The 19,039-nt window shown below is 67.3% G+C and carries 26 protein-coding genes; all 26 read left to right on the top strand.

What is annotated here, in order from left to right:
• Positions 1 to 133: 133 nt before the first annotated feature.
• The 26 genes from ABZU32_RS21940 to rplO all read left to right on the top strand — a co-directional run bounded on the left by ABZU32_RS21940 (position 134) and on the right by rplO (position 18,921).
• On the top strand, positions 134 to 4,009 hold the full coding sequence (locus tag ABZU32_RS21940; protein ID WP_354924613.1) for a DNA-directed RNA polymerase subunit beta': 3,876 nt from the start codon (positions 134 to 136) through the stop codon (positions 4,007 to 4,009).
• 539 nt (positions 4,010 to 4,548) lie between these two features.
• A complete protein-coding gene (gene rpsL / locus ABZU32_RS21935) occupies positions 4,549 to 4,923 on the top strand; it encodes a 30S ribosomal protein S12 (RefSeq protein WP_061253213.1) in 375 nt (124 codons plus the stop codon).
• 1 nt (position 4,924) lies between these two features.
• Positions 4,925 to 5,395 (top strand): 30S ribosomal protein S7, encoded by a 471-nt coding sequence (rpsG, locus tag ABZU32_RS21930; protein ID WP_248964948.1) that lies wholly within the window; start codon positions 4,925 to 4,927, stop codon positions 5,393 to 5,395.
• Between the two features lie 39 nt (positions 5,396 to 5,434).
• Positions 5,435 to 7,534: an elongation factor G gene (gene fusA, locus ABZU32_RS21925; protein WP_354924612.1), complete on the top strand. Its 2,100-nt coding sequence runs from the start codon at positions 5,435 to 5,437 to the stop codon at positions 7,532 to 7,534.
• 175 nt (positions 7,535 to 7,709) lie between these two features.
• On the top strand, positions 7,710 to 8,903 hold the full coding sequence (gene tuf / locus ABZU32_RS21920; RefSeq protein ID WP_354837590.1) for an elongation factor Tu: 1,194 nt from the start codon (positions 7,710 to 7,712) through the stop codon (positions 8,901 to 8,903).
• A gap of 268 nt (positions 8,904 to 9,171) precedes the next feature.
• Positions 9,172 to 9,480: a 30S ribosomal protein S10 gene (gene rpsJ / locus ABZU32_RS21915; protein WP_012887830.1), complete on the top strand. Its 309-nt coding sequence runs from the start codon at positions 9,172 to 9,174 to the stop codon at positions 9,478 to 9,480.
• Positions 9,481 to 9,494: 14 nt separating this feature from the next.
• The gene (gene rplC / locus ABZU32_RS21910; RefSeq protein WP_354837587.1) at positions 9,495 to 10,148 is read left to right on the top strand and encodes a 50S ribosomal protein L3; all 654 of its coding nucleotides are present in this window, start codon (positions 9,495 to 9,497) and stop codon (positions 10,146 to 10,148) included.
• The gene (gene rplD, locus ABZU32_RS21905) at positions 10,145 to 10,795 is read left to right on the top strand and encodes a 50S ribosomal protein L4 (RefSeq protein ID WP_354837585.1); all 651 of its coding nucleotides are present in this window, start codon (positions 10,145 to 10,147) and stop codon (positions 10,793 to 10,795) included. Before rplC ends, rplD begins: the two co-directional genes overlap by 4 nt.
• Positions 10,795 to 11,097, top strand: coding sequence for a 50S ribosomal protein L23 (rplW, locus tag ABZU32_RS21900; RefSeq protein WP_248964952.1), 303 nt, complete (start codon positions 10,795 to 10,797; stop codon positions 11,095 to 11,097). The genes rplD and rplW overlap by 1 nt, the downstream gene beginning before the upstream one ends.
• A gap of 50 nt (positions 11,098 to 11,147) precedes the next feature.
• A complete protein-coding gene (rplB, locus tag ABZU32_RS21895) occupies positions 11,148 to 11,984 on the top strand; it encodes a 50S ribosomal protein L2 (protein ID WP_214414915.1) in 837 nt (278 codons plus the stop codon).
• A gap of 11 nt (positions 11,985 to 11,995) precedes the next feature.
• Positions 11,996 to 12,274 (top strand): 30S ribosomal protein S19, encoded by a 279-nt coding sequence (gene rpsS, locus ABZU32_RS21890; protein ID WP_262849229.1) that lies wholly within the window; start codon positions 11,996 to 11,998, stop codon positions 12,272 to 12,274.
• A 26-nt stretch (positions 12,275 to 12,300) separates the two neighbouring features.
• On the top strand, positions 12,301 to 12,669 hold the full coding sequence (rplV, locus tag ABZU32_RS21885; protein ID WP_354837581.1) for a 50S ribosomal protein L22: 369 nt from the start codon (positions 12,301 to 12,303) through the stop codon (positions 12,667 to 12,669).
• Positions 12,669 to 13,520 carry a 30S ribosomal protein S3 gene (rpsC, locus tag ABZU32_RS21880; RefSeq protein WP_354837579.1) on the top strand — a complete coding sequence of 284 codons (852 nt, stop codon included), beginning with the start codon at positions 12,669 to 12,671 and terminating at the stop codon, positions 13,518 to 13,520. Before rplV ends, rpsC begins: the two co-directional genes overlap by 1 nt.
• 2 nt (positions 13,521 to 13,522) lie before the next feature.
• The gene (gene rplP, locus ABZU32_RS21875; RefSeq protein ID WP_184608221.1) at positions 13,523 to 13,942 is read left to right on the top strand and encodes a 50S ribosomal protein L16; all 420 of its coding nucleotides are present in this window, start codon (positions 13,523 to 13,525) and stop codon (positions 13,940 to 13,942) included.
• On the top strand, positions 13,942 to 14,178 hold the full coding sequence (gene rpmC, locus ABZU32_RS21870) for a 50S ribosomal protein L29 (RefSeq protein ID WP_354837577.1): 237 nt from the start codon (positions 13,942 to 13,944) through the stop codon (positions 14,176 to 14,178). Before rplP ends, rpmC begins: the two co-directional genes overlap by 1 nt.
• A complete protein-coding gene (gene rpsQ / locus ABZU32_RS21865; RefSeq protein WP_354837575.1) occupies positions 14,171 to 14,455 on the top strand; it encodes a 30S ribosomal protein S17 in 285 nt (94 codons plus the stop codon). The genes rpmC and rpsQ overlap by 8 nt, the downstream gene beginning before the upstream one ends.
• Before the next feature lie 149 nt (positions 14,456 to 14,604).
• Entirely contained in the window at positions 14,605 to 14,973 is a 369-nt protein-coding gene (gene rplN / locus ABZU32_RS21860) for a 50S ribosomal protein L14 (RefSeq protein ID WP_189162756.1), read from the top strand.
• 9 nt (positions 14,974 to 14,982) lie between these two features.
• Positions 14,983 to 15,282, top strand: coding sequence for a 50S ribosomal protein L24 (gene rplX / locus ABZU32_RS21855; RefSeq protein WP_354837627.1), 300 nt, complete (start codon positions 14,983 to 14,985; stop codon positions 15,280 to 15,282).
• Positions 15,282 to 15,857 (top strand): 50S ribosomal protein L5, encoded by a 576-nt coding sequence (gene rplE / locus ABZU32_RS21850; RefSeq protein WP_354837572.1) that lies wholly within the window; start codon positions 15,282 to 15,284, stop codon positions 15,855 to 15,857. Before rplX ends, rplE begins: the two co-directional genes overlap by 1 nt.
• Positions 15,857 to 16,042 carry a type Z 30S ribosomal protein S14 gene (locus ABZU32_RS21845; RefSeq protein ID WP_114032742.1) on the top strand — a complete coding sequence of 62 codons (186 nt, stop codon included), beginning with the start codon at positions 15,857 to 15,859 and terminating at the stop codon, positions 16,040 to 16,042. The genes rplE and ABZU32_RS21845 overlap by 1 nt, the downstream gene beginning before the upstream one ends.
• A 172-nt stretch (positions 16,043 to 16,214) precedes the next feature.
• Positions 16,215 to 16,613, top strand: coding sequence for a 30S ribosomal protein S8 (rpsH, locus tag ABZU32_RS21840; RefSeq protein WP_354837570.1), 399 nt, complete (start codon positions 16,215 to 16,217; stop codon positions 16,611 to 16,613).
• A gap of 17 nt (positions 16,614 to 16,630) precedes the next feature.
• Positions 16,631 to 17,173, top strand: a complete 543-nt coding sequence (gene rplF, locus ABZU32_RS21835; RefSeq protein WP_354837569.1) for a 50S ribosomal protein L6 — start codon at positions 16,631 to 16,633, stop codon at positions 17,171 to 17,173.
• A 2-nt stretch (positions 17,174 to 17,175) separates the two neighbouring features.
• Entirely contained in the window at positions 17,176 to 17,556 is a 381-nt protein-coding gene (gene rplR / locus ABZU32_RS21830; RefSeq protein ID WP_354837567.1) for a 50S ribosomal protein L18, read from the top strand.
• A gap of 70 nt (positions 17,557 to 17,626) precedes the next feature.
• On the top strand, positions 17,627 to 18,259 hold the full coding sequence (rpsE, locus tag ABZU32_RS21825; protein WP_347632437.1) for a 30S ribosomal protein S5: 633 nt from the start codon (positions 17,627 to 17,629) through the stop codon (positions 18,257 to 18,259).
• A gap of 3 nt (positions 18,260 to 18,262) precedes the next feature.
• Positions 18,263 to 18,445: a 50S ribosomal protein L30 gene (rpmD, locus tag ABZU32_RS21820; protein ID WP_030451484.1), complete on the top strand. Its 183-nt coding sequence runs from the start codon at positions 18,263 to 18,265 to the stop codon at positions 18,443 to 18,445.
• 2 nt (positions 18,446 to 18,447) lie between these two features.
• The gene (gene rplO / locus ABZU32_RS21815; RefSeq protein ID WP_354837564.1) at positions 18,448 to 18,921 is read left to right on the top strand and encodes a 50S ribosomal protein L15; all 474 of its coding nucleotides are present in this window, start codon (positions 18,448 to 18,450) and stop codon (positions 18,919 to 18,921) included.
• The last annotated feature ends 118 nt before the right edge of the window (positions 18,922 to 19,039 follow it).

The raw sequence follows: 19,039 nt of genomic DNA, 5'->3' as shown, positions 1-19,039 counted from the left end.
GACGGCATGTCCATCGAGATGCGCGACACCGACGAGGACGTCTTCCGCGCGGCGGAGGAGCTCGGCATCGACCTGTCCCGGCGCGAGCCGAGCAGTGTCGAAGAGGTCTGATTTTCAAGCGAGGGGATAACAAGTGCTCGACGTCAACTTCTTCGACGAGCTCCGCATCGGCCTCGCCACGGCCGACGATATCCGGCAGTGGTCCCACGGCGAGGTCAAGAAGCCCGAGACCATCAACTACCGCACCCTGAAGCCCGAGAAGGACGGACTCTTCTGCGAGAAGATCTTCGGTCCGACCCGCGACTGGGAGTGCTACTGCGGCAAGTACAAGCGCGTCCGCTTCAAGGGCATCATCTGTGAGCGCTGTGGCGTCGAGGTCACGCGCGCCAAGGTGCGCCGCGAGCGGATGGGCCACATCGAGCTGGCCGCGCCGGTCACCCACATCTGGTACTTCAAGGGCGTCCCGTCCCGCCTGGGATACCTGCTCGACCTCGCCCCGAAGGACCTGGAGAAGGTCATCTACTTCGCGGCGTACATGATCACGTATGTCGACACCGACATGCGTGCTCGTGACCTGCCCTCGCTGGAGGCCAAGATCTCCGTCGAGCGGCAGCACATCGAGCAGCGCCGCGACGCCGACATCGAGGCCCGCCAGAAGAAGCTCGAGTCCGACCTGGCCGAGCTGGAGGCCGCCGGCGCCAAGGGCGACCAGCGCCGCAAGGTCCGCGAGGGCGCCGACCGCGAGATGCGTCAGCTCCGCGACCGCACCCAGCGCGAGCTGGACCGCCTCGAGGAGGTCTGGAGCCGCTTCAAGAACCTCAAGGTCCAGGACCTCGAGGGCGACGAGCTGCTGTACCGCGAGATGCGCGACCGCTTCGGCCGCTACTTCCGCGGCGGCATGGGCGCCCAGGCGATCCAGGAGCGGCTGAACAACTTCGACCTGGCCGCCGAGGCCGAGTCGCTGCGCGAGACCATCCGCAGCGGCAAGGGTCAGAAGAAGGCCCGCGCGCTCAAGCGGCTCAAGGTCGTCTCGGCGTTCCTCACCACCCGCAACTCGCCCAACGGCATGGTGCTCGACTGCATCCCGGTGATCCCGCCGGACCTGCGGCCGATGGTGCAGCTCGACGGTGGCCGCTTCGCGACCTCCGACCTCAACGACCTGTACCGCCGGGTGATCAACCGCAACAACCGCCTCAAGCGGCTTCTCGACCTCGGCGCGCCCGAGATCATCGTCAACAACGAGAAGCGGATGCTCCAGGAGGCCGTCGACGCGCTGTTCGACAACGGCCGCCGCGGACGTCCGGTCACCGGGCCGGGCAACCGCCCGCTGAAGTCGCTGTCGGACATGCTCAAGGGCAAGCAGGGCCGTTTCCGGCAGAACCTGCTCGGCAAGCGCGTCGACTACTCCGGCCGTTCGGTCATCGTCGTCGGCCCGCAGCTCAAGCTGCACCAGTGCGGCCTGCCCAAGCAGATGGCCCTGGAGCTGTTCAAGCCGTTCGTGATGAAGCGCCTGGTCGACCTCAACCACGCGCAGAACATCAAGTCGGCCAAGCGCATGGTCGAGCGGGCCAGGCCGGTCGTGTGGGACGTGCTCGAAGAGGTCATCACCGAGCACCCGGTGCTGCTCAACCGCGCGCCGACCCTGCACCGCCTGGGCATCCAGGCCTTCGAGCCGCAGCTGGTCGAGGGCAAGGCCATCCAGATCCACCCGCTGGTCTGCACCGCCTTCAACGCCGACTTCGACGGCGACCAGATGGCGGTCCACCTGCCCCTGTCGGCGGAGGCCCAGGCCGAGGCGCGCATCCTGATGCTCTCGACCAACAACATCCTCAAGCCGGCCGACGGCAAGCCGGTGACCATGCCCACCCAGGACATGATCATCGGTCTGTACTGGCTGACCACGCAGCGGGAGGGCGCCGAGGGCGAGGGCCGCGTGTTCGGCTCGGTCTCCGAGGCGCTCATGGCCTTCGACCGCCGCGAGCTGGACATCCAGGCCCAGATCCAGGTCCGGGTCAAGGACGTCCCGCCGCCGCGGGGCTGGTCGGCCCCCGAGGGCTGGGAGGCCGGCGAGGCCTACCGCCTGGAGACCACGCTGGGCCGGGCGCTGTTCAACCAGACGCTGCCCGACAACTACCCGTTCGTGAACTCCCAGATCGGCAAGAAGCAGCTCTCGGCGATCGTCAACGAGCTGGCGGAGAAGTACCCGAAGGTCGAGGTCGCGGCCGCTCTGGACGCGCTCAAGGACGCGGGCTTCCACTGGGCCACGCGGTCCGGCGTCACGATCTCCATCGACGACGTCGTCGCGCCGCCGAACAAGGCCGAGATCATGGAGTCCTACGAGCGCCGGGCCGACAAGGTCCAGCGCGAGTACGAGCGCGGTCTGATCACCGACGAGGAGCGCCGTCAGGAGCTCATCGAGATCTGGACGCACGCCACGGCGGACGTCGAGACCGACATGGTGAACGCCTTCCCGGCGACCAACTCCGTCTGGATGATGGTCAACTCCGGCGCCCGAGGCAACAAGATGCAGGTGCGTCAGATCGCCGGCATCCGCGGCCTGGTGTCCAACACCAAGGGTGAGACGATCCCGCGGCCGATCAAGTCCTCCTTCCGCGAGGGCCTGTCGGTGCTGGAGTACTTCATCTCCACCCACGGACAGCGCAAGGGTCTGGCCGACACCGCGCTGCGCACCGCCGACTCGGGTTACCTGACCCGTCGTCTGGTGGACGTCGCGCAGGACGTCATCGTCCGCGAGATCGACTGCGGCACCGACCGCGGCGTCCCGCTGCACGTCGGCGAGCGCGACTCGGGTGGCAACCTGGTCAAGGCCGAGAACGCCGAGAGCAACGTGCACGGCCGCATCCTGGCCGAGGACGTCGAGGTGGACGGCAAGGTCGTCGCGACGGCCGGCGCCGACATCAACGACGCCATCGTCACGGCGCTGGTCGACGCCGGCATCGAGACGGTCCGCACGCGCAGTGCGCTGGTGTGCGAGGCCAAGATCGGTGTCTGCGCCACCTGCTACGGCCGCTCCCTGGCCACCGGCAAGCTCGTGGACGTCGGCGAGGCGGTCGGCATCATCGCCGCCCAGTCGATCGGCGAGCCCGGCACCCAGCTGACCATGCGTACCTTCCACACCGGTGGTGTGGCGGGCGCGGACATCACCCACGGTCTGCCCCGTGTCCAGGAGCTGTTCGAGGCGCGCGTCCCCAAGGGCGTCGCCCCGATCAGCGAGGCGGACGGCCGGGCGCGCATCGACGAGACCGACAAGACCCGCAAGATCGTGATCACGCCGGACGACGGTTCCGACGAGATCGCCTACCCGGTGTCCATGCGGTCGCGTCTGCTGGTCAGCGACGGTCAGCGCGTGACGGTGGGCCAGCAGCTCATCGCCGGCGCGGTCAACCCCAACGAGGTGCTGCGCATCCTCGGCCCCCGGGCCGTGCAGCTGCACCTGGTGGCCGAGGTCCAGCAGGTGTACCGCTCGCAGGGTGTGTCGATCCACGACAAGCACATCGAGATCATCGTGCGGCAGATGCTCAAGCGCGTGAACGTGCTGGAGTCCGGTGACACCGACCTGCTGCCCGGCGAGCTCGTCGAGCGGCCGCGCTTCGAGATGGTCAACCGCGAGGTCGTCGCCGAGGGCGGCACCCCCGCCTCCGGCCGTCCGGTCCTCATGGGCATCACCAAGGCGTCGCTGGCCACCGAGTCGTGGCTGTCGGCGGCGTCCTTCCAGGAGACCACGCGGGTGCTCACGGACGCGGCGATCCACGCCAAGTCCGACAGCCTGCTGGGTCTGAAGGAGAACGTCATCATCGGTAAGCTCATCCCGGCCGGTACGGGCATGTCCCAGTACCGCAACATCCGGGTCGAGCCGACCGAGGAGGCCAAGGCGGCGATGTACACCGTCGGCGGCTACGACGGCTCGGCGACCGACTACACCTTCGGCACCGGCAGCGGCGAGGCCGTGCCGCTGGAGGAGTACGACTTCGGTCAGTACAACCGCTGACGGCGGGGCCGGCGGCGCCGGTCCCACCTCGCGGCAGGGCGAACGCAGGGGCGCCCGCTCCCGGCAACGGGGGCGGGCGCCCCTCGCCGTGTTCCAGGGCCGTCCGGTGGCGTCCTGAGGGCCGCCGGGCGGCAACACGGGAAATCGTCGAGACGGGTCCGTGGGTGGCGTAAACTTGCCTGGTGCCCGATAGCGGCCGGGGGGAAACCGGCTGCGGGCCACGACACGAACCGAGCGCGCACAAGCGACTCGGCGCAGCCGTTTTGACGTGTTGCGATGGGCTGGGTAGTCTTGCCCTTCGTGCCCGTGGCTTCATGGGCTCACATGCGTGCGCTCGCCAGGCCCTTCAGGGGCCGGCCGGTCGCCGTGTGATCTCCTCCACCGGGTGCCGGCCTCTTCGCCGGGCGAAGTCGGCAAAGATCGCGACACGCCCGAGCGCGTGGGTCGGAGCCGAGGGAAAAACAGCAGGTCATGACACCGGCAGAGCCTGCGAAACGCACGACTTTTCGAATCACCGGCCAAGCACGAACGGAGACGCGGTGCCCACGATTCAGCAGCTGGTCCGCAAGGGCCGCCAGGACAAGGTCAGTAAGACCAAGACACCGGCGCTCAAGGGGAGCCCCCAGCGGCGCGGCGTCTGCACGCGCGTGTATACGACGACCCCGAAGAAGCCGAACTCGGCCCTCCGCAAGGTGGCGCGTGTCCGGCTCACCAACGGCATCGAGGTGACGGCTTACATCCCTGGTGTGGGCCACAACCTCCAGGAGCACTCCATCGTGCTCGTGCGTGGCGGTCGTGTGAAGGACCTGCCGGGTGTTCGCTACAAGATCATCCGTGGTTCGCTGGACACCCAGGGCGTCCGCAACCGCAAGCAGGCCCGCAGCCGCTACGGCGCGAAGAAGGAGAAGAGCTGACATGCCGCGCAAGGGTCCCGCTGGGCGCCGACAGCTTGTCGCAGACCCGGTGTTCAACTCGCCGCTGGTCACCGCGCTCATCAACAAGGTGCTTCTGAACGGCAAGCGCTCGCTCGCCCAGACGATCGTCTACGACGCCCTCGAGGGCTGCAGGGACAAGTCGGGCAACGACCCGGTTGTCACCCTGAAGCGCGCTCTCGACAACGTCAAGCCCACTCTTGAGGTCCGCAGCCGCCGTGTCGGTGGCGCGACCTACCAGGTGCCGGTCGAGGTGCGCGCGGCGCGCAGCACCACCCTGGCACTGCGCTGGCTGGTGCAGTACTCCCGCGCCCGCCGCGAGAAGACCATGACCGAGCGGCTGATGAACGAGCTGCTCGACGCGAGCAACGGTCTGGGCGCCAGCGTGAAGCGGCGTGAGGACACGCACAAGATGGCCGAGTCCAACAAGGCCTTCGCCCACTACCGCTGGTAACCCCAGCGGCGACGACGAGACGACGAGGACGCGAGAGAAGTGGCGACATCGACCGCTCTTGACCTGGCCAAGGTCCGCAACATCGGGATCATGGCCCATATCGACGCGGGCAAGACCACCACGACCGAGCGCATCCTGTTCTACACCGGTATCAACTACAAGATCGGTGAAGTCCACGAGGGCGCTGCCACGATGGACTGGATGGAGCAGGAGCAAGAGCGCGGCATCACGATCACCTCTGCCGCGACCACCTGCGAGTGGCTTGATCACACGATCAACATCATCGATACGCCCGGCCACGTCGACTTCACCGTCGAAGTGGAGCGCTCGCTGCGCGTCCTCGACGGCGCTGTGGCGGTTTTCGACGCCGTGGCCGGCGTCGAGCCGCAGTCCGAGACAGTGTGGCGGCAGGCGGACCGCTACGGCGTCCCGCGCATCTGCTTCGTGAACAAGATGGACCGCGTCGGCGCCGAGTTCCACCGCTGTGTCGACATGATCGTGTCGCGCCTCGGCGCGACCCCGCTCGTCATCCAGCTTCCCTGGGGCGTCGAGGCCGACTTCAAGGGCGTCATCGACCTGGTGAAGATGAAGGGCCTGATCTGGAGCGCCGAGGCGGCCAAGGGCGAGATGTACGACACCGTCGACATCCCGGCCGACCACGCCGAGGTGGCGCGCGAGTGGCGCGACCGGCTCATCGAGACGGCCGCCGAGCACGACGACCAGCTCATGGAGCTCTACCTGGAGGGCGTCGAGCCCACCGAGGAGCAGCTCGTCGCCGGCATCCGCCGCGCGACGCTGGCCAGCGCGCTCAACCCGGTCCTGTGCGGCACCGCGTTCAAGAACAAGGGCGTGCAGCCCCTGCTCGACGCGATCGTCGCCTACCTCCCCGCCCCGACCGACATCCCCGCCTTCAAGGGGCACGCGGTCGGCAAGGAGGAGGAGCTCATCGAGCGTCACGCGGACCCGACCGAGCCGTTCTCGGCGCTGGCCTTCAAGATCATGAGCGACCAGCACCTCGGCAAGCTCACCTTCATCCGGATCTACTCCGGCACGCTCGAGACCGGCACCTCCGTGGTGAACTCGGTCAAGGGCAAGAAGGAGCGCATCGGCAAGATCTACCAGATGCACGCCAACAAGCGCGAAGAGCGCCCGACGGCGCACGCCGGTCAGATCGTGGCGGTCATGGGTCTGAAGGACACCACCACCGGTGACACCCTCTCCGACCCGGCCAACCAGGTCGTCCTGGAGTCGATGACCTTCCCCGCGCCGGTCATCAACGTGGCGATCGAGCCCAAGACCAAGGGTGACCAGGAGAAGCTCAGCACCGCGATCCAGCGCCTGGCCGAGGAGGACCCCTCCTTCCAGGTCCGCCGGGACGAGGAGACCGGGCAGACGGTCATCTGGGGCATGGGCGAGCTCCACCTGGAGATCCTCGTCGACCGGATGCGCCGCGAGTTCAAGGTCGAGGCCAACGTCGGCCGCCCGCAGGTCGCCTACCGCGAGACCATCCGCCGCAAGGTGGAGAAGGTCGAGTACACGCACAAAAAGCAGACCGGTGGTTCCGGCCAGTTCGCGCGCGTGATCATCAGCCTGGAGCCGCTGGGCGAGGGCAACGACGGCTACGAGTTCTCCAACAAGGTCAGCGGTGGCCGCATCCCCCGGGAGTACATCCCGTCGGTGGACGCGGGCGCCCAGGAGGCCGCGGAGTTCGGCGTGCTGGCCGGCTACCCGATGGTGGGTGTGAAGGTCACCCTCCTAGACGGTGCCTACCACGAGGTCGACTCCTCCGAAATGGCTTTCAAGATCGCCGGTTCGATGGCCTTCAAGGAGGCCGCGCGCCGTGCGGACGCCGTGATCCTGGAGCCGATGATGGCCGTCGAGGTCACCACGCCCGAGGACTACATGGGTGATGTCATCGGCGACCTCAACGGCCGTCGCGGGCAGATCCAGGCGATGGAGGACCGGTCCGGGGCGAAGGTCATCAACGCCCTGGTTCCGCTGTCTGAGATGTTCGGCTACGTGGGCGACCTTCGCAGCAAGACCCAGGGCCGGGCTGTGTACAGCATGCAGTTCAGCTCCTACTCGGAGGTGCCCCCGGGCATCGCCAAGGAGATCGTCGCGAAGGCTCGGGGCGAATAAGCACCGGACCCGGACGGCCGGGGACGTCGAGCGATCGCCGTCCCCGCCGGCGGGGGACCGGGACGAGAGTCCCAGACCCAACCGGCTCGGGCGGCGACCACCGCCGCCCGGGGATCGGGCTCCGAGCCCGAATGAGACTAGCAAGTCACGTCAGAATCTCTAAGGAGACAGAGCAGTGGCCAAGGCCAAGTTCGAGCGGACCAAGCCGCACGTGAACATCGGCACCATTGGGCACATCGACCACGGCAAGACCACTCTGACCGCGGCGATCACCAAGGTGCTCCACGACCGTTTCCCTCACCTCAATGAGGCGACCCCGTTCGACAAGATCGACAAGGCGCCCGAGGAGAAGGCCCGCGGCATCACCATCTCCATCGCGCACGTCGAGTACCAGACCGAGAAGCGCCACTACGCTCACGTGGACTGCCCCGGTCACGCCGACTACGTGAAGAACATGATCACCGGTGCGGCGCAGATGGACGGCGCGATCCTCGTGGTCGCCGCCACCGACGGCCCGATGCCGCAGACCAAGGAGCACGTCCTCCTGGCCCGCCAGGTCGGCGTCCCCTACATCGTCGTCGCCCTGAACAAGGCCGACATGGTGGACGACGAGGAGATCCTGGAGCTCGTCGAGCTCGAGGTCCGCGAGCTGCTCTCCGCCCAGGAGTTCCCGGGCGACGACCTGCCGGTCGTGCGCGTCTCGGCGCTGAAGGCGCTCGAGGGCGACGAGAAGTGGGGCGACTCGATCATCGAGCTCATGAACGCCGTGGACGACAACGTCCCCGAGCCCGTTCGTGACACCGACAAGCCCTTCCTCATGCCGATCGAGGACGTCTTCTCGATCACCGGCCGCGGCACCGTCGTGACCGGTCGTATCGAGCGCGGCATCGTCAAGGTCAACGAGACCGTCGACATCATCGGCATCAAGGAGAAGAGCACCACCACCACCGTCACCGGTGTGGAGATGTTCCGCAAGCTCCTCGACGAGGGCCGGGCCGGTGACAACGTCGGTCTGCTCCTGCGTGGCATCAAGCGCGAGGACGTCGAGCGCGGCCAGTGCATCATCAAGCCGGGCACGACCACCCCGCACACCGAGTTCGAGGCGCAGGTCTACATCCTGTCCAAGGACGAGGGCGGCCGCCACACGCCGTTCTTCAACAACTACCGCCCGCAGTTCTACTTCCGTACCACGGACGTGACGGGCGTCGTGACCCTTCCCGAGGGCACCGAGATGGTCATGCCCGGTGACAACACCGAGATGTCCGTCCAGCTCATCCAGCCCATCGCGATGGAGGACGGTCTCAAGTTCGCCATCCGTGAGGGTGGCCGCACCGTCGGTGCGGGTCGAGTCACGAAGATCATCAAGTAGCACGACCGCGGGTCGGCGGTCGGACTCCGAGAACGGGTCCGACCGCCGCACCACGAAGGGGTCGCCTCGGCGGCCCCGGAGCCCACGGTGAGCTCCGAGCCCAGCCGGGCCCGTGATCTCGCAGTCGTCTCGGCCGCCGCGACCGAGATGACTGCAAGATCACGGAAGAGGTGGCGGGCCATGGGGCGCAAGTCACGTGGGACACCCATAGCGGCAAAAGGCCGCACGAAACTTTTGCAGGACGACAGCGAAGGACACCGAGGCCACTATGGCGGGACAGAAGATCCGCATCCGGCTTAAGGCCTATGACCACGAGGTCATCGACAGCTCGGCCAAGAAGATCGTCGAGACGGTGACGCGGACTGGCGCGAAGGTCGCGGGCCCGGTGCCGTTGCCGACCGAGAAGAACGTGTACTGCGTCATCCGCTCGCCGCACAAGTACAAGGACAGCCGTGAGCACTTCGAAATGCGCACGCACAAGCGGCTGATTGACATCATCGATCCGACGCCGAAGACCGTCGACTCGCTCATGCGTCTCGACCTTCCGGCCGGCGTCGACATCTCGATCAAGCTCTGAGGGAACGCACTGACATGGCTAAGCAGATCAAGGGCGTCCTGGGCAAGAAGCTCGGCATGACCCAGGTCTTCGACGAGGGCAACCGGATCGTCCCGGTCACCGTCATCGAGGCCGGTCCGTGCGTGGTGACCCGCGTCCGCACTGAGGACAAGGACGGCTACTCCGCTGTTCAGCTCGGGTACGGGCAGGTGGACCCGCGCAAGGTGAACAAGCCGCTTGGTGATTATCTGCGCAAGCACGACATCACCCCGCGCCGCTACTTCGTCGAGCTCCGGACCTCCGACGCCTCCGAGTACACGCTCGGCCAGGAAGTTCTGGCCGACACCTTCGAGGCCGGCCAGCACATCGATGTGACCGGCAAGAGCAAGGGCAAGGGCTTCGCGGGTGTCATGAAGCGTCACGGCTTCAAGGGCCTCAGCGCCTCGCACGGCACCCAGCGCAAGCACCGCTCGCCCGGCTCCATCGGCGGCTGCGCCACTCCGGGCCGCGTTTTCAAGGGACTGCGCATGGCGGGCCGGATGGGCAACGTCCGCACCACCGTCCAGAACCTCAAGGTTCACGCCGTGGACGCCGAGAAGAACCTCATCCTGGTCAAGGGTGCGGTCCCCGGCGCCAACGGCAGCCTGGTCCTCATTCGCACCGCTGCCAAGAAGGGGGCTGCCAAGTGAGCACCACCGTTGACGTCCTCGACGCGGCCGGGGCGAAGACCGGGAGCGTCGACCTGCCGGAGGACATCTTCGGCGCCAAGGTCAACATCCCGCTGATCCACCAGGTCGTCGTCGCCCAGCTTGCCGCGCGCCGGCAGGGCACCCACAAGACGAAGACCCGCGGTGAGGTCAGCGGCGGCGGCAAGAAGCCGTACCGCCAGAAGGGCACCGGCCGGGCCCGCCAGGGCTCGACCCGCGCGCCGCAGTTCACCGGCGGTGGCACCGTCCACGGCCCGCAGCCGCGTGACTACACCCAGAAGACGCCCAAGAAGATGAAGGCCGCCGCCCTGCGCGGGGCCCTCAGCGACCGGGCTTCCGGCGGGCGCGTGCACATCGTGGACAGCCTGGTCACCGGGGACACCCCGAAGACCAAGGCCGCCCTCGATGCGCTCCGCAACATCTCCAAGGCTCGCAGCGTCCTGGTCGTGGTCGACGCGGACGACGAGCACACCTGGCTGAGCCTGCGCAACGCCCCGGAGGTCCACCTCCTGGACGCCGGCCAGCTCAACACGTACGACGTGCTCTGCTACGACGACGTGGTCTTCACGCGTGAGGCGTACGACCAGGTCGTGGCTCGGCTGGGCGGCAGCGGGAAGGAAGACGCCTGATGCAGAAGATCGCCGACCCGCGCGACATCATCATCAAGCCGATCGTCTCTGAGAAGAGCTACGGCCTGATCGATGAGCACAACAAGTACACGTTCTTGGTGCGCAAGACGGCCAACAAGACGCAGGTGAAGATCGCTGTCGAGCAGATCTTCGGCGTCAAGGTCACCAGCGTGAACACGATCAACCGCCAGGGCAAGCGTAAGCGGACGAAGTTCGGTTACGGCCAGCGCCCGAGCACCAAGCGGGCGATCGTGAGCCTGGTGGAAGGCGATCGGATCGACATCTTCGGTCAGATCAGCTGATCTCCGCCGCCGCATTGCCAAGCAACATCGACAAGGGATGAACGAAAAAGATGGGCATCCGTAAATACAAGCCGACGACTCCGGGTCGCCGCGGCGCGAGCGTCTCGGACTTCGCCGAGATCACGCGCAGCACGCCGGAGAAGTCGCTGCTTGCTCCCCTGCACAGCAAGGGTGGTCGTAACGTCCACGGCCGGGTGACCGCGCGTCACCAGGGCGGTGGGCACAAGCGTGCGTACCGGATCATCGACTTCCGGCGCCACGACAAGGACGGCATTCCGGCCAAGGTCGCTCACATCGAGTACGACCCCAACCGGACGTCGCGCATCGCGCTCCTGCACTACGCGGACGGCGAGAAGCGCTACATCCTCGCTCCCACGGGCATCAAGCAGGGCGACCGCATCGAGAACGGCCCTGCGGCCGACATCAAGCCGGGCAACTGCCTGCCGCTGCGCAACATTCCGACCGGTACCTTCATCCACGCCGTGGAGCTGAAGCCGGGCGGCGGCGCGAAGCTGGGCCGGTCCGCCGGCGCGCAGATCCAGCTGCTGGCCAAGGAAGGGCAGTACGCCACGCTGCGTATGCCCTCCGGTGAAATGCGCCAGGTGGACGTGCGCTGCCGCGCTTCGGTCGGCCAGGTCGGCAACGCCGAGCAGGCCAACATCAACATCGGCAAGGCCGGTCGTAACCGCTGGAAGGGCAAGCGCCCGACCGTCCGCGGTGTCGCGATGAACCCGGTCGACCACCCGCACGGTGGTGGTGAGGGCAAGACCTCTGGTGGTCGCCACCCGGTGAACCCCAAGGGCAAGCCCGAGGGCCGTACCCGTCAGGCCAACAAGGCCAGCGACCGACTGATCATCCGTCGGCGGAGCAAGAGGAAGAAGCGGTAGGAGCAGCCTAAATGCCACGTAGCCTTAAGAAGGGCCCGTTCGTCGACGGCCACCTGATGAAGAAGGTGGACACGCAGAACGAAAAGGGCACCAAGAACGTCATCAAGACGTGGTCGCGGCGCTCCATGATCGTGCCGGACATGCTGGGCCACACGATCGCCGTCCACGACGGGCGTAAGCACGTCCCGGTGTTCGTCACCGAGTCGATGATCGGTCACAAGCTGGGCGAGTTCGCGCCGACGCGGACCTTCCGCAGCCACGTCAAGGAAGACCGGCGGAGCCGGCGGTAAGCGCCTTAGGAAACGAGGAGTAAGCGATGGAAGCCAGGGCTCAGGCGCGGTTCGTCCGCGTCACGCCCCAGAAGGCCCGCCGCGTGGTGGACCTCATTCGCGGGCTGCCCGCTTCGGAGGCGCAGGCCGTGCTGCAGTTCGCCCCCCAGGCGGCGAGCGAGCCGATCTTCAAAGTGCTCACGAGCGCGATGGCGAACGCCGAGCACAACTTCAAGCTCGACCGCGAGATGCTGGTCGTGAGCCGGGCGTGGGTCGACGAGGGCCCGACGCTGAAGAGGTTCCGTCCCCGTGCCCAGGGCCGTGCCTATCGGATCAACAAGCGGACGAGCCACATCACTGTGATCGTCGAAGCCCGGCCTGAAGGCCAGGGCAGGCCGAAGGGAAGGACCCGCTAGTGGGCCAGAAGGTTAACCCGCACGGGTTCCGGCTCGGCATCACGACCGACTTCAAGAGCCGGTGGTACGCCGACAAGCTGTACAAGTCCTACGTCGCCGAGGATGTCTCGATCCGCCGCATGCTGCAGAAGGGCATGGAGCGGGCCGGCATCTCCAAGGTCGAGATCGAGCGCACCACCGACCGCGTCCAGGTCGACATCCACACCGCCCGGCCGGGCATCGTCATCGGCCGCCGCGGCGCCGAGGCGGACCGCATCCGTGGCGACCTCGAGAAGCTGACCAAGAAGCAGGTCCAGCTGAACATCCTCGAGGTCAAGAACCCCGAGGTGGACGCCCAGCTCGTCGCCCAGGGCGTGGCCGAGCAGCTGTCGAGCCGGGTCTCCTTCCGGCGCGCGATGCGCAAGGCCATGCAGTCGGCGATGAAGAGCGGCGCCAAGGGCATCCGTGTCCAGTGCGCCGGTCGTCTCGGCGGCGCCGAGATGTCGCGCTCGGAGTTCTACCGCGAGGGCCGTGTGCCCCTGCACACCCTTCGCGCGGACATCGACTACGGCTTCTACGAGGCCCGCACCACCTTCGGCCGCATCGGCGTGAAGGTGTGGATCTACAAGGGCGAGGCCCCGACCAGCCGCGCCGAGCGCGAGGCGGCCGCGGCCGGCGCGCGCGCGGGCGGCCAGCGTCGCGACCGCACCGACAGGCCGCAGCGCGGCCGGGGCGCGGGCGGCGGCGGCGGTCGTGGCCGTGACGGCGGCGCCCCCCGTGGCGGCGGCCGTGGCCCGAGGACCGAAAGCACCGCGCCCGCTGGGGCGCCCGAGACCGGCCCGGCGGAGCAGCCGGGTGCTGAAGGGAGCTGACCATGCTGATCCCGCGCAGGGTCAAGCACCGCAAGCAGCACCGGCCTGACCGCAGCGGAGCCGCCAAGGGCGGCACCAGGGTCGTGTTCGGCGAGTTCGGCATCCAGGCGCTTGAGCACCACTACGTGACCAACCGCCAGATCGAGGCCGCTCGTATCGCCATGACCCGGCACATCCGCCGTGGCGGCAAGGTGTGGATCAACATCTACCCGGACCGTCCGCTGACGAAGAAGCCCGCCGAGACCCGCATGGGTTCCGGTAAGGGTTCGCCGGAGTGGTGGATCGCCAACGTCAAGCCCGGCCGCGTCATGTTCGAGCTCTCGGGCGTCTCCGAGCCGGTGGCCCGCGAGGCCCTCCGGCGCGCGATGCACAAGCTCCCGATGAAGTGCCGGTTTGTTAAGCGTGAAGTGGGTGAGGCGTGATGGCTAAGGGCCTGACCGCCGGTGAGCTGCGGACTTCTGACCAGGACGAACTGGTCACGAAGCTGAAGGAAGCCAAGGAGGAGCTGTTCAACCTCCGCTTCCAGGCGGCGACCGGTCAGTTGGAGAGCCACGGGCGGCTTCGCGCCGTCCGCCGCGAGATCGCCCGTATCTACACCGTGATGCGCGAGCGGGAGCTCGGCATCGTCACGGTCGAGAAGGAGCCGAGCGATGGCTGAGACAACTGAGAGCACCGACAAGCAGGCGCGGAACTACCGCAAGACCCGTGAGGGTCTGGTGGTCAGCGACAAGATGGACAAGACCGTCGTCGTCGCCGTCGAGGACCGCGTGAAGCACCCGCTGTACGGCAAGGTCATCCGCCGTACGACCAAGTACAAGGCCCACGACGAGGCCAACTCCTGCGGCGTCGGCGACCGCGTCCTCCTGATGGAGACCCGGCCGCTGTCCGCCACCAAGCGGTGGCGGGTCGTGGAGATCCTCGAGCGGGCCAAGTAAGTCGCCTTGCGGGAGACCCCTCTGGAAGGGGGTCTCCCGCGCGGGCGTCCCCCCTCGGCGCCGGCCATGCCGGCGCCAGGGCGCATCAGACCGAAATCTAGTTCCGCCAGGCTCACGATTGAGAACCGGCGTGACACACGGGAGTTGACGTGATCCAGCAGGAGTCGCGGCTCAAGGTCGCCGACAACACGGGTGCCAAGGAGATCTTGTGCATCCGTGTGCTCGGCGGCTCGGGTCGGCGCTACGCGGGTATCGGCGACATCATCGTCGCGACGGTGAAGGACGCCCTTCCCGCCGCCGGCGTCAAAAAGGGTGATGTGGTCAAGGCTGTCGTGGTGCGCACCACTAAGGAGCGCCGCCGCCCGGACGGCTCCTACATCCGCTTCGACGAGAACGCCGCGGTCATCATCAAGGACAGTGGCGACCCTCGGGGCACGCGTATCTTCGGTCCGGTGGGTCGCGAGCTGCGCGAGAAGAAGTTCATGCGCATCATCTCGCTCGCGCCGGAGGTGTTGTAAATGCCGAAGCTGCATGTGAAGAAGGGTGACCTCGTCCAGGTCATCGCCGGTAAGGACAAGGGTGCCAAGGGTCGTGTGATCCAGGCGATCCCGCGGGAGGACCGCGTGATCGTCGAGGGCGTCAACATGATCAAGAAGCACTCCAAGGTCACCCACCAGGGACCGCGCGGCGCCAAGGAAGGCGGCGTGCAGACCATGGAGGCCCCCATCCACGTGAGCAACGTCAAGAAGCTCAAGGATGAGGCGAAGAAGGACGACAAGCCCGCCAAGAAGGCCGAGAAGGCCGACGAATCGGGTGAGGACAACTGATGACCGCCACCACAACTGAGACCGAGCGCGCGGTTCCGCGCCTCAAGGAGCGCTACCGCGCGGAGATCGCCGACAAGCTGCGTGAGCAGTTCGGCATCGAGAACGCCATGCAGATCCCCAGGCTCACCAAGATCAAGGTGAACATGGGCGTCGGCGAGGCGGCTCGTGACTCCAAGCTCATCGAGGGCGCGGTGCGCGATCTCACCGCCATCACCGGCCAGAAGCCGGCCGTCGCCCACGCTCGCAAGTCCATCGCCCAGTTCAAGCTGCGCGAGGGCATGCCGATCGGCGCGCACGTGACGCTCCGCGGCGACCGCATGTGGGAGTTCCTCGACCGGCTGTTGTCCCTCGCGCTCCCGCGCATCAGGGACTTCCGCGGCCTGTCGCCCAAGCAGTTCGACGGCAACGGGAACTACACCTTCGGTCTCACCGAGCAGGTCATGTTCCACGAGGTGGACCCCGACCGGGTCGACCGTCAGCGTGGCATGGACATCACGGTCGTGACCACCGCCACGAACGACGACCAGGGCCGGGCGCTGCTCAAGCTTCTCGGCTTCCCCTTCAAGGAGGCCTGATGGCCAAGAAGTCTCTGATCGCGAAGGCCGAGCGCAAGCCGAAGTTCGGCGTGCGGGCGTACACTCGATGCTCGCGCTGTGGCCGGCCCCGCGCCGTCTACCGCAAGTTCGGCCTCTGCCGCGTGTGCTTCCGCGAGATGGCGCACCGGGGCGAGCTGCCCGGCATCACCAAGTCCAGCTGGTAGTTCGCGTGCGGGCTCCTCTTCGAGGGGCTCCCCGAGGGACATCCCTCCGGGAGGGGCCCGCACGGCGCCAGCCGTACATATAAGTCATATCAACCGGGCGCTGCTTCAAGCGCCCACGACCACACCGTAGGTCCCGGTCACAGGGAAACCGCGGTGAGGAGGGCCACCGGCCATGACGATGACCGACCCGATCGCAGACATGTTGACACGTCTGCGTAACGCGAACTCGGCATACCACGACACCGTGGCCATGCCGTACTCGAAGATCAAGGCGCACATCGCCGAGATCCTCCAGCAGGAGGGCTACATCCAGGCCTGGGCCGTCGAAGACGCCAAGGTCGGGAAGAACCTCGTGGTGGAGCTCAAGTTCGGGCCCACGCGTGAACGGTCAATCGCGGGCCTGCGCCGGGTTTCCAAGCCCGGTCTGCGGGTCTATGCAAAGAAGGACAACCTGCCCCGGGTCCTGGGCGGTCTGGGCGTCGCGATCATCTCGACGTCCGGCGGGCTCATGACCGACAAGCAGGCCGGCAAGCGTGGTGTGGGCGGGGAAGTCCTCGCCTACGTTTGGTAGAGGGGAGGAATCACAGCATGTCGCGAATTGGACGGCTGCCCATCCCTGTACCGAATGGTGTTGACATCACCATCGACGGCCGGGATGTCACGGTCAAGGGCCCCAAGGGCACGCTTTCGCACACGGTCGCCGAGCCGATCGTGGTCGAGAAGGGCGAGGACGGCGCGATCGCCGTCACCCGCCCCAACGACGAGCAGAAGGTCCGTGCGCTGCACGGGCTCTCCCGCACGCTGATCGCCAACATGGTGGACGGCGTGACCAAGGGATACAGCAAGACGCTGGAGATCGTCGGCGTGGGTTACCGCGTCCAGGCCAAGAGCCCGGCGCAGCTGGAGTTCTCTCTGGGCTTCAGCCACCCGGTGATCGTCGACGCCCCTGAGGGTGTCTCCTTCCGCGTCGACCGGCCGACCCTGTTCCACGTGGACGGCATCGACAAGCAGAAGGTCGGCGAGGTCGCCGCGAACATCCGCAAGCTGCGCAAGCCCGACCCCTACAAGGGCAAGGGTGTGCGGTACCAGGGCGAAGTCATCCGCCGCAAGGTCGGAAAGGCTGGTAAGTAGTCATGGCCTTCACCAAGGTTGCCAAGCACACGGCCGCGCGCGCGCTGTCGCGCTCGCGTCGTCACCGCCGCGTCCGCAAGAAGGTCGTGGGCTCTCCGGCCCGTCCCCGTCTGGTCGTCAACCGCTCCGCACGGCACCTGTTCGTGCAGATCGTCGACGACATCGCCGGCCACACGCTGGTGAGCGCGTCCACGCTGGACACCTCCCTGCGCACGGCCGAGGGCACCAAGACCGACAAGGCGAAGAAGGTCGGCGAGCTCCTCGCTCAGCGGGCCAAGGCCGCCGGGATCTCCACCGTGGTCTTCGACCGCGGTGGCAACCGCTACGCGGGCCGCATCGCGGCTCTCGCGGACAGCGCCCGTGAAGGCGGGCTGGAGTTCTGATGGGGCGAGGATCGCAACTGATGTCTCCGGCCGGCATCGCAATCAAGAGCAACGAGGAGAGGAACCACTGATGGCTGCAGCTCCGCGTCGCGGTGCCGGCGGCGGTGGTGAGCGGCGGGACCGTCGCGACGATCGCCGCGGCGGCGCTGCCGAGAAGGGCGTCTCGTACATCGAGCGCGTCGTGAAGATCAATCGAGTGGCCAAGGTCGTCAAGGGTGGTCGGCGCTTCAGCTTCACCGCCCTGGTTGTCGTCGGTGACGGCAACGGCCTGGTCGGTGTCGGATACGGCAAGGCCAAGGAGGTGCCCGCGGCGATCGCCAAGGGCGTCGAGGAGGCCAAGAAGCACTTCTTCAAGGTGCCGCGCATCCAGGGCACCATCCCGCACACCTCGCAGGGTGAGGACGCCGCCGGCGTCGTCCTGCTGCGTCCGGCCTCGCCCGGTACCGGTGTCATCGCGGGTGGCCCCGTGCGCGCCGTCCTTGAGTGCGCCGGCATCCACGACGTGCTGTCCAAGTCGCTCGGCTCGGACAACCCGATCAACATCGTCCACGCCACCGTGGCGGCGCTGAAGGGCCTCAGCAGGCCCGAGGAGATCGCCGCCCGCCGTGGGCTCCCGATCGAGCACGTCGCCCCCGTGCGCATGCTCAAGGCTCGCGCCGAGGGCATCGCCGAGGCCGCCGCGGCGGCGAAGGCGGTGAGCTAGCCGATGGCTCGTCTCAAGATCACCCAGACCCGGTCGAAGATCGGTGGCAAGCAGAACCAGCGTGACTCGCTGCGCTCGCTGGGCCTGAAGCGAATCGGCGATGTCGTCGTCAAGGAGGACCGCCCGGAGATCCGGGGCATGGTCGCCGTGGTGACGCACCTCGTCGAGGTGGAAGAGGTCGACTAGTCATGGCTAACGCTGAGAACACCAGCGGCGGCACGCCGCTGCGCCTGCACGACCTGCGGCCGGCCAAGGGCGCCAACAAGGCCAAGATCCGCAAGGGTCGTGGCGAGGCGTCCAAGGGCAAGACCTCCGGTCGTGGCACCAAGGGCACCAAGTCCCGCACGAACGTCCCTCTCGGCTTCGAGGGCGGCCAGGTTCCGCTTCAGCGGCGGCTGCCGAAGCGCAAGGGCTTCTCCAACGCCATGTTCAAGACGACCTACCAGGTCGTCAACCTGGACAGGCTCGGCGAGCTGTTCCCCGACGGCGGCGACGTCTCGGTGGACACGCTGGTCGAGCGGGGCGCGGTCCGCAAGAACCAGCCGGTCAAGGTGCTGGGAACCGGTGACATCTCGGTGGCGTTGAACGTGCAGGCGCACGCTTTCTCCGCCTCCGCGAAGGAGAAGATCGCTGCGGCCGGTGGCTCCGTCACCGAGCTGTAGTCAAGGCAGTACGAGGCGCGGGGGCTCCGTGGGAGCCGCCGCGCCCGTAGTGCGTTAGAGTGCGCTGGACAAAGGCTGTCCAGGGCTCGTTGATCAGAGACGTGCCGATGCATCACAC

This window comes from Sphaerisporangium sp. NPDC005288, assembly GCF_040607475.1.
GTDB lineage: Bacteria > Actinomycetota > Actinomycetes > Streptosporangiales > Streptosporangiaceae > Sphaerisporangium > Sphaerisporangium rhizosphaerae.
This window is presented reverse-complemented; position numbering and strand designations above follow the sequence as displayed.

What these genes read in the sequence shown, in the direction of transcription:
- rpmD (WP_030451484.1), top strand. Translation starts at nt 18,263, where the DNA reads ATGGCTCGTCTCAAGATCACCCAGACCCGGTCGAAGATCGGTGGCAAG.
- ABZU32_RS21845 (WP_114032742.1), top strand. Translation starts at nt 15,857, where the DNA reads ATGGCCAAGAAGTCTCTGATCGCGAAGGCCGAGCGCAAGCCGAAGTTC.
- rplR (WP_354837567.1), top strand. Translation starts at nt 17,176, where the DNA reads ATGGCCTTCACCAAGGTTGCCAAGCACACGGCCGCGCGCGCGCTGTCG.
- rplC (WP_354837587.1), top strand. Translation starts at nt 9,495, where the DNA reads ATGGCTAAGCAGATCAAGGGCGTCCTGGGCAAGAAGCTCGGCATGACC.
- rpmC (WP_354837577.1), top strand. Translation starts at nt 13,942, where the DNA reads ATGGCTAAGGGCCTGACCGCCGGTGAGCTGCGGACTTCTGACCAGGAC.
- rplP (WP_184608221.1), top strand. Translation starts at nt 13,523, where the DNA reads ATGCTGATCCCGCGCAGGGTCAAGCACCGCAAGCAGCACCGGCCTGAC.
- rpsG (WP_248964948.1), top strand. Translation starts at nt 4,925, where the DNA reads ATGCCGCGCAAGGGTCCCGCTGGGCGCCGACAGCTTGTCGCAGACCCG.
- rplF (WP_354837569.1), top strand. Translation starts at nt 16,631, where the DNA reads ATGTCGCGAATTGGACGGCTGCCCATCCCTGTACCGAATGGTGTTGAC.
- rpsJ (WP_012887830.1), top strand. Translation starts at nt 9,172, where the DNA reads ATGGCGGGACAGAAGATCCGCATCCGGCTTAAGGCCTATGACCACGAG.
- rpsS (WP_262849229.1), top strand. Translation starts at nt 11,996, where the DNA reads ATGCCACGTAGCCTTAAGAAGGGCCCGTTCGTCGACGGCCACCTGATG.
- rpsH (WP_354837570.1), top strand. Translation starts at nt 16,215, where the DNA reads ATGACGATGACCGACCCGATCGCAGACATGTTGACACGTCTGCGTAAC.
- rplO (WP_354837564.1), top strand. Translation starts at nt 18,448, where the DNA reads ATGGCTAACGCTGAGAACACCAGCGGCGGCACGCCGCTGCGCCTGCAC.
- rplE (WP_354837572.1), top strand. Translation starts at nt 15,282, where the DNA reads ATGACCGCCACCACAACTGAGACCGAGCGCGCGGTTCCGCGCCTCAAG.
- rplW (WP_248964952.1), top strand. Translation starts at nt 10,795, where the DNA reads ATGCAGAAGATCGCCGACCCGCGCGACATCATCATCAAGCCGATCGTC.
- rplV (WP_354837581.1), top strand. Translation starts at nt 12,301, where the DNA reads ATGGAAGCCAGGGCTCAGGCGCGGTTCGTCCGCGTCACGCCCCAGAAG.
- rplB (WP_214414915.1), top strand. Translation starts at nt 11,148, where the DNA reads ATGGGCATCCGTAAATACAAGCCGACGACTCCGGGTCGCCGCGGCGCG.
- rpsE (WP_347632437.1), top strand. Translation starts at nt 17,627, where the DNA reads ATGGCTGCAGCTCCGCGTCGCGGTGCCGGCGGCGGTGGTGAGCGGCGG.
- rpsQ (WP_354837575.1), top strand. Translation starts at nt 14,171, where the DNA reads ATGGCTGAGACAACTGAGAGCACCGACAAGCAGGCGCGGAACTACCGC.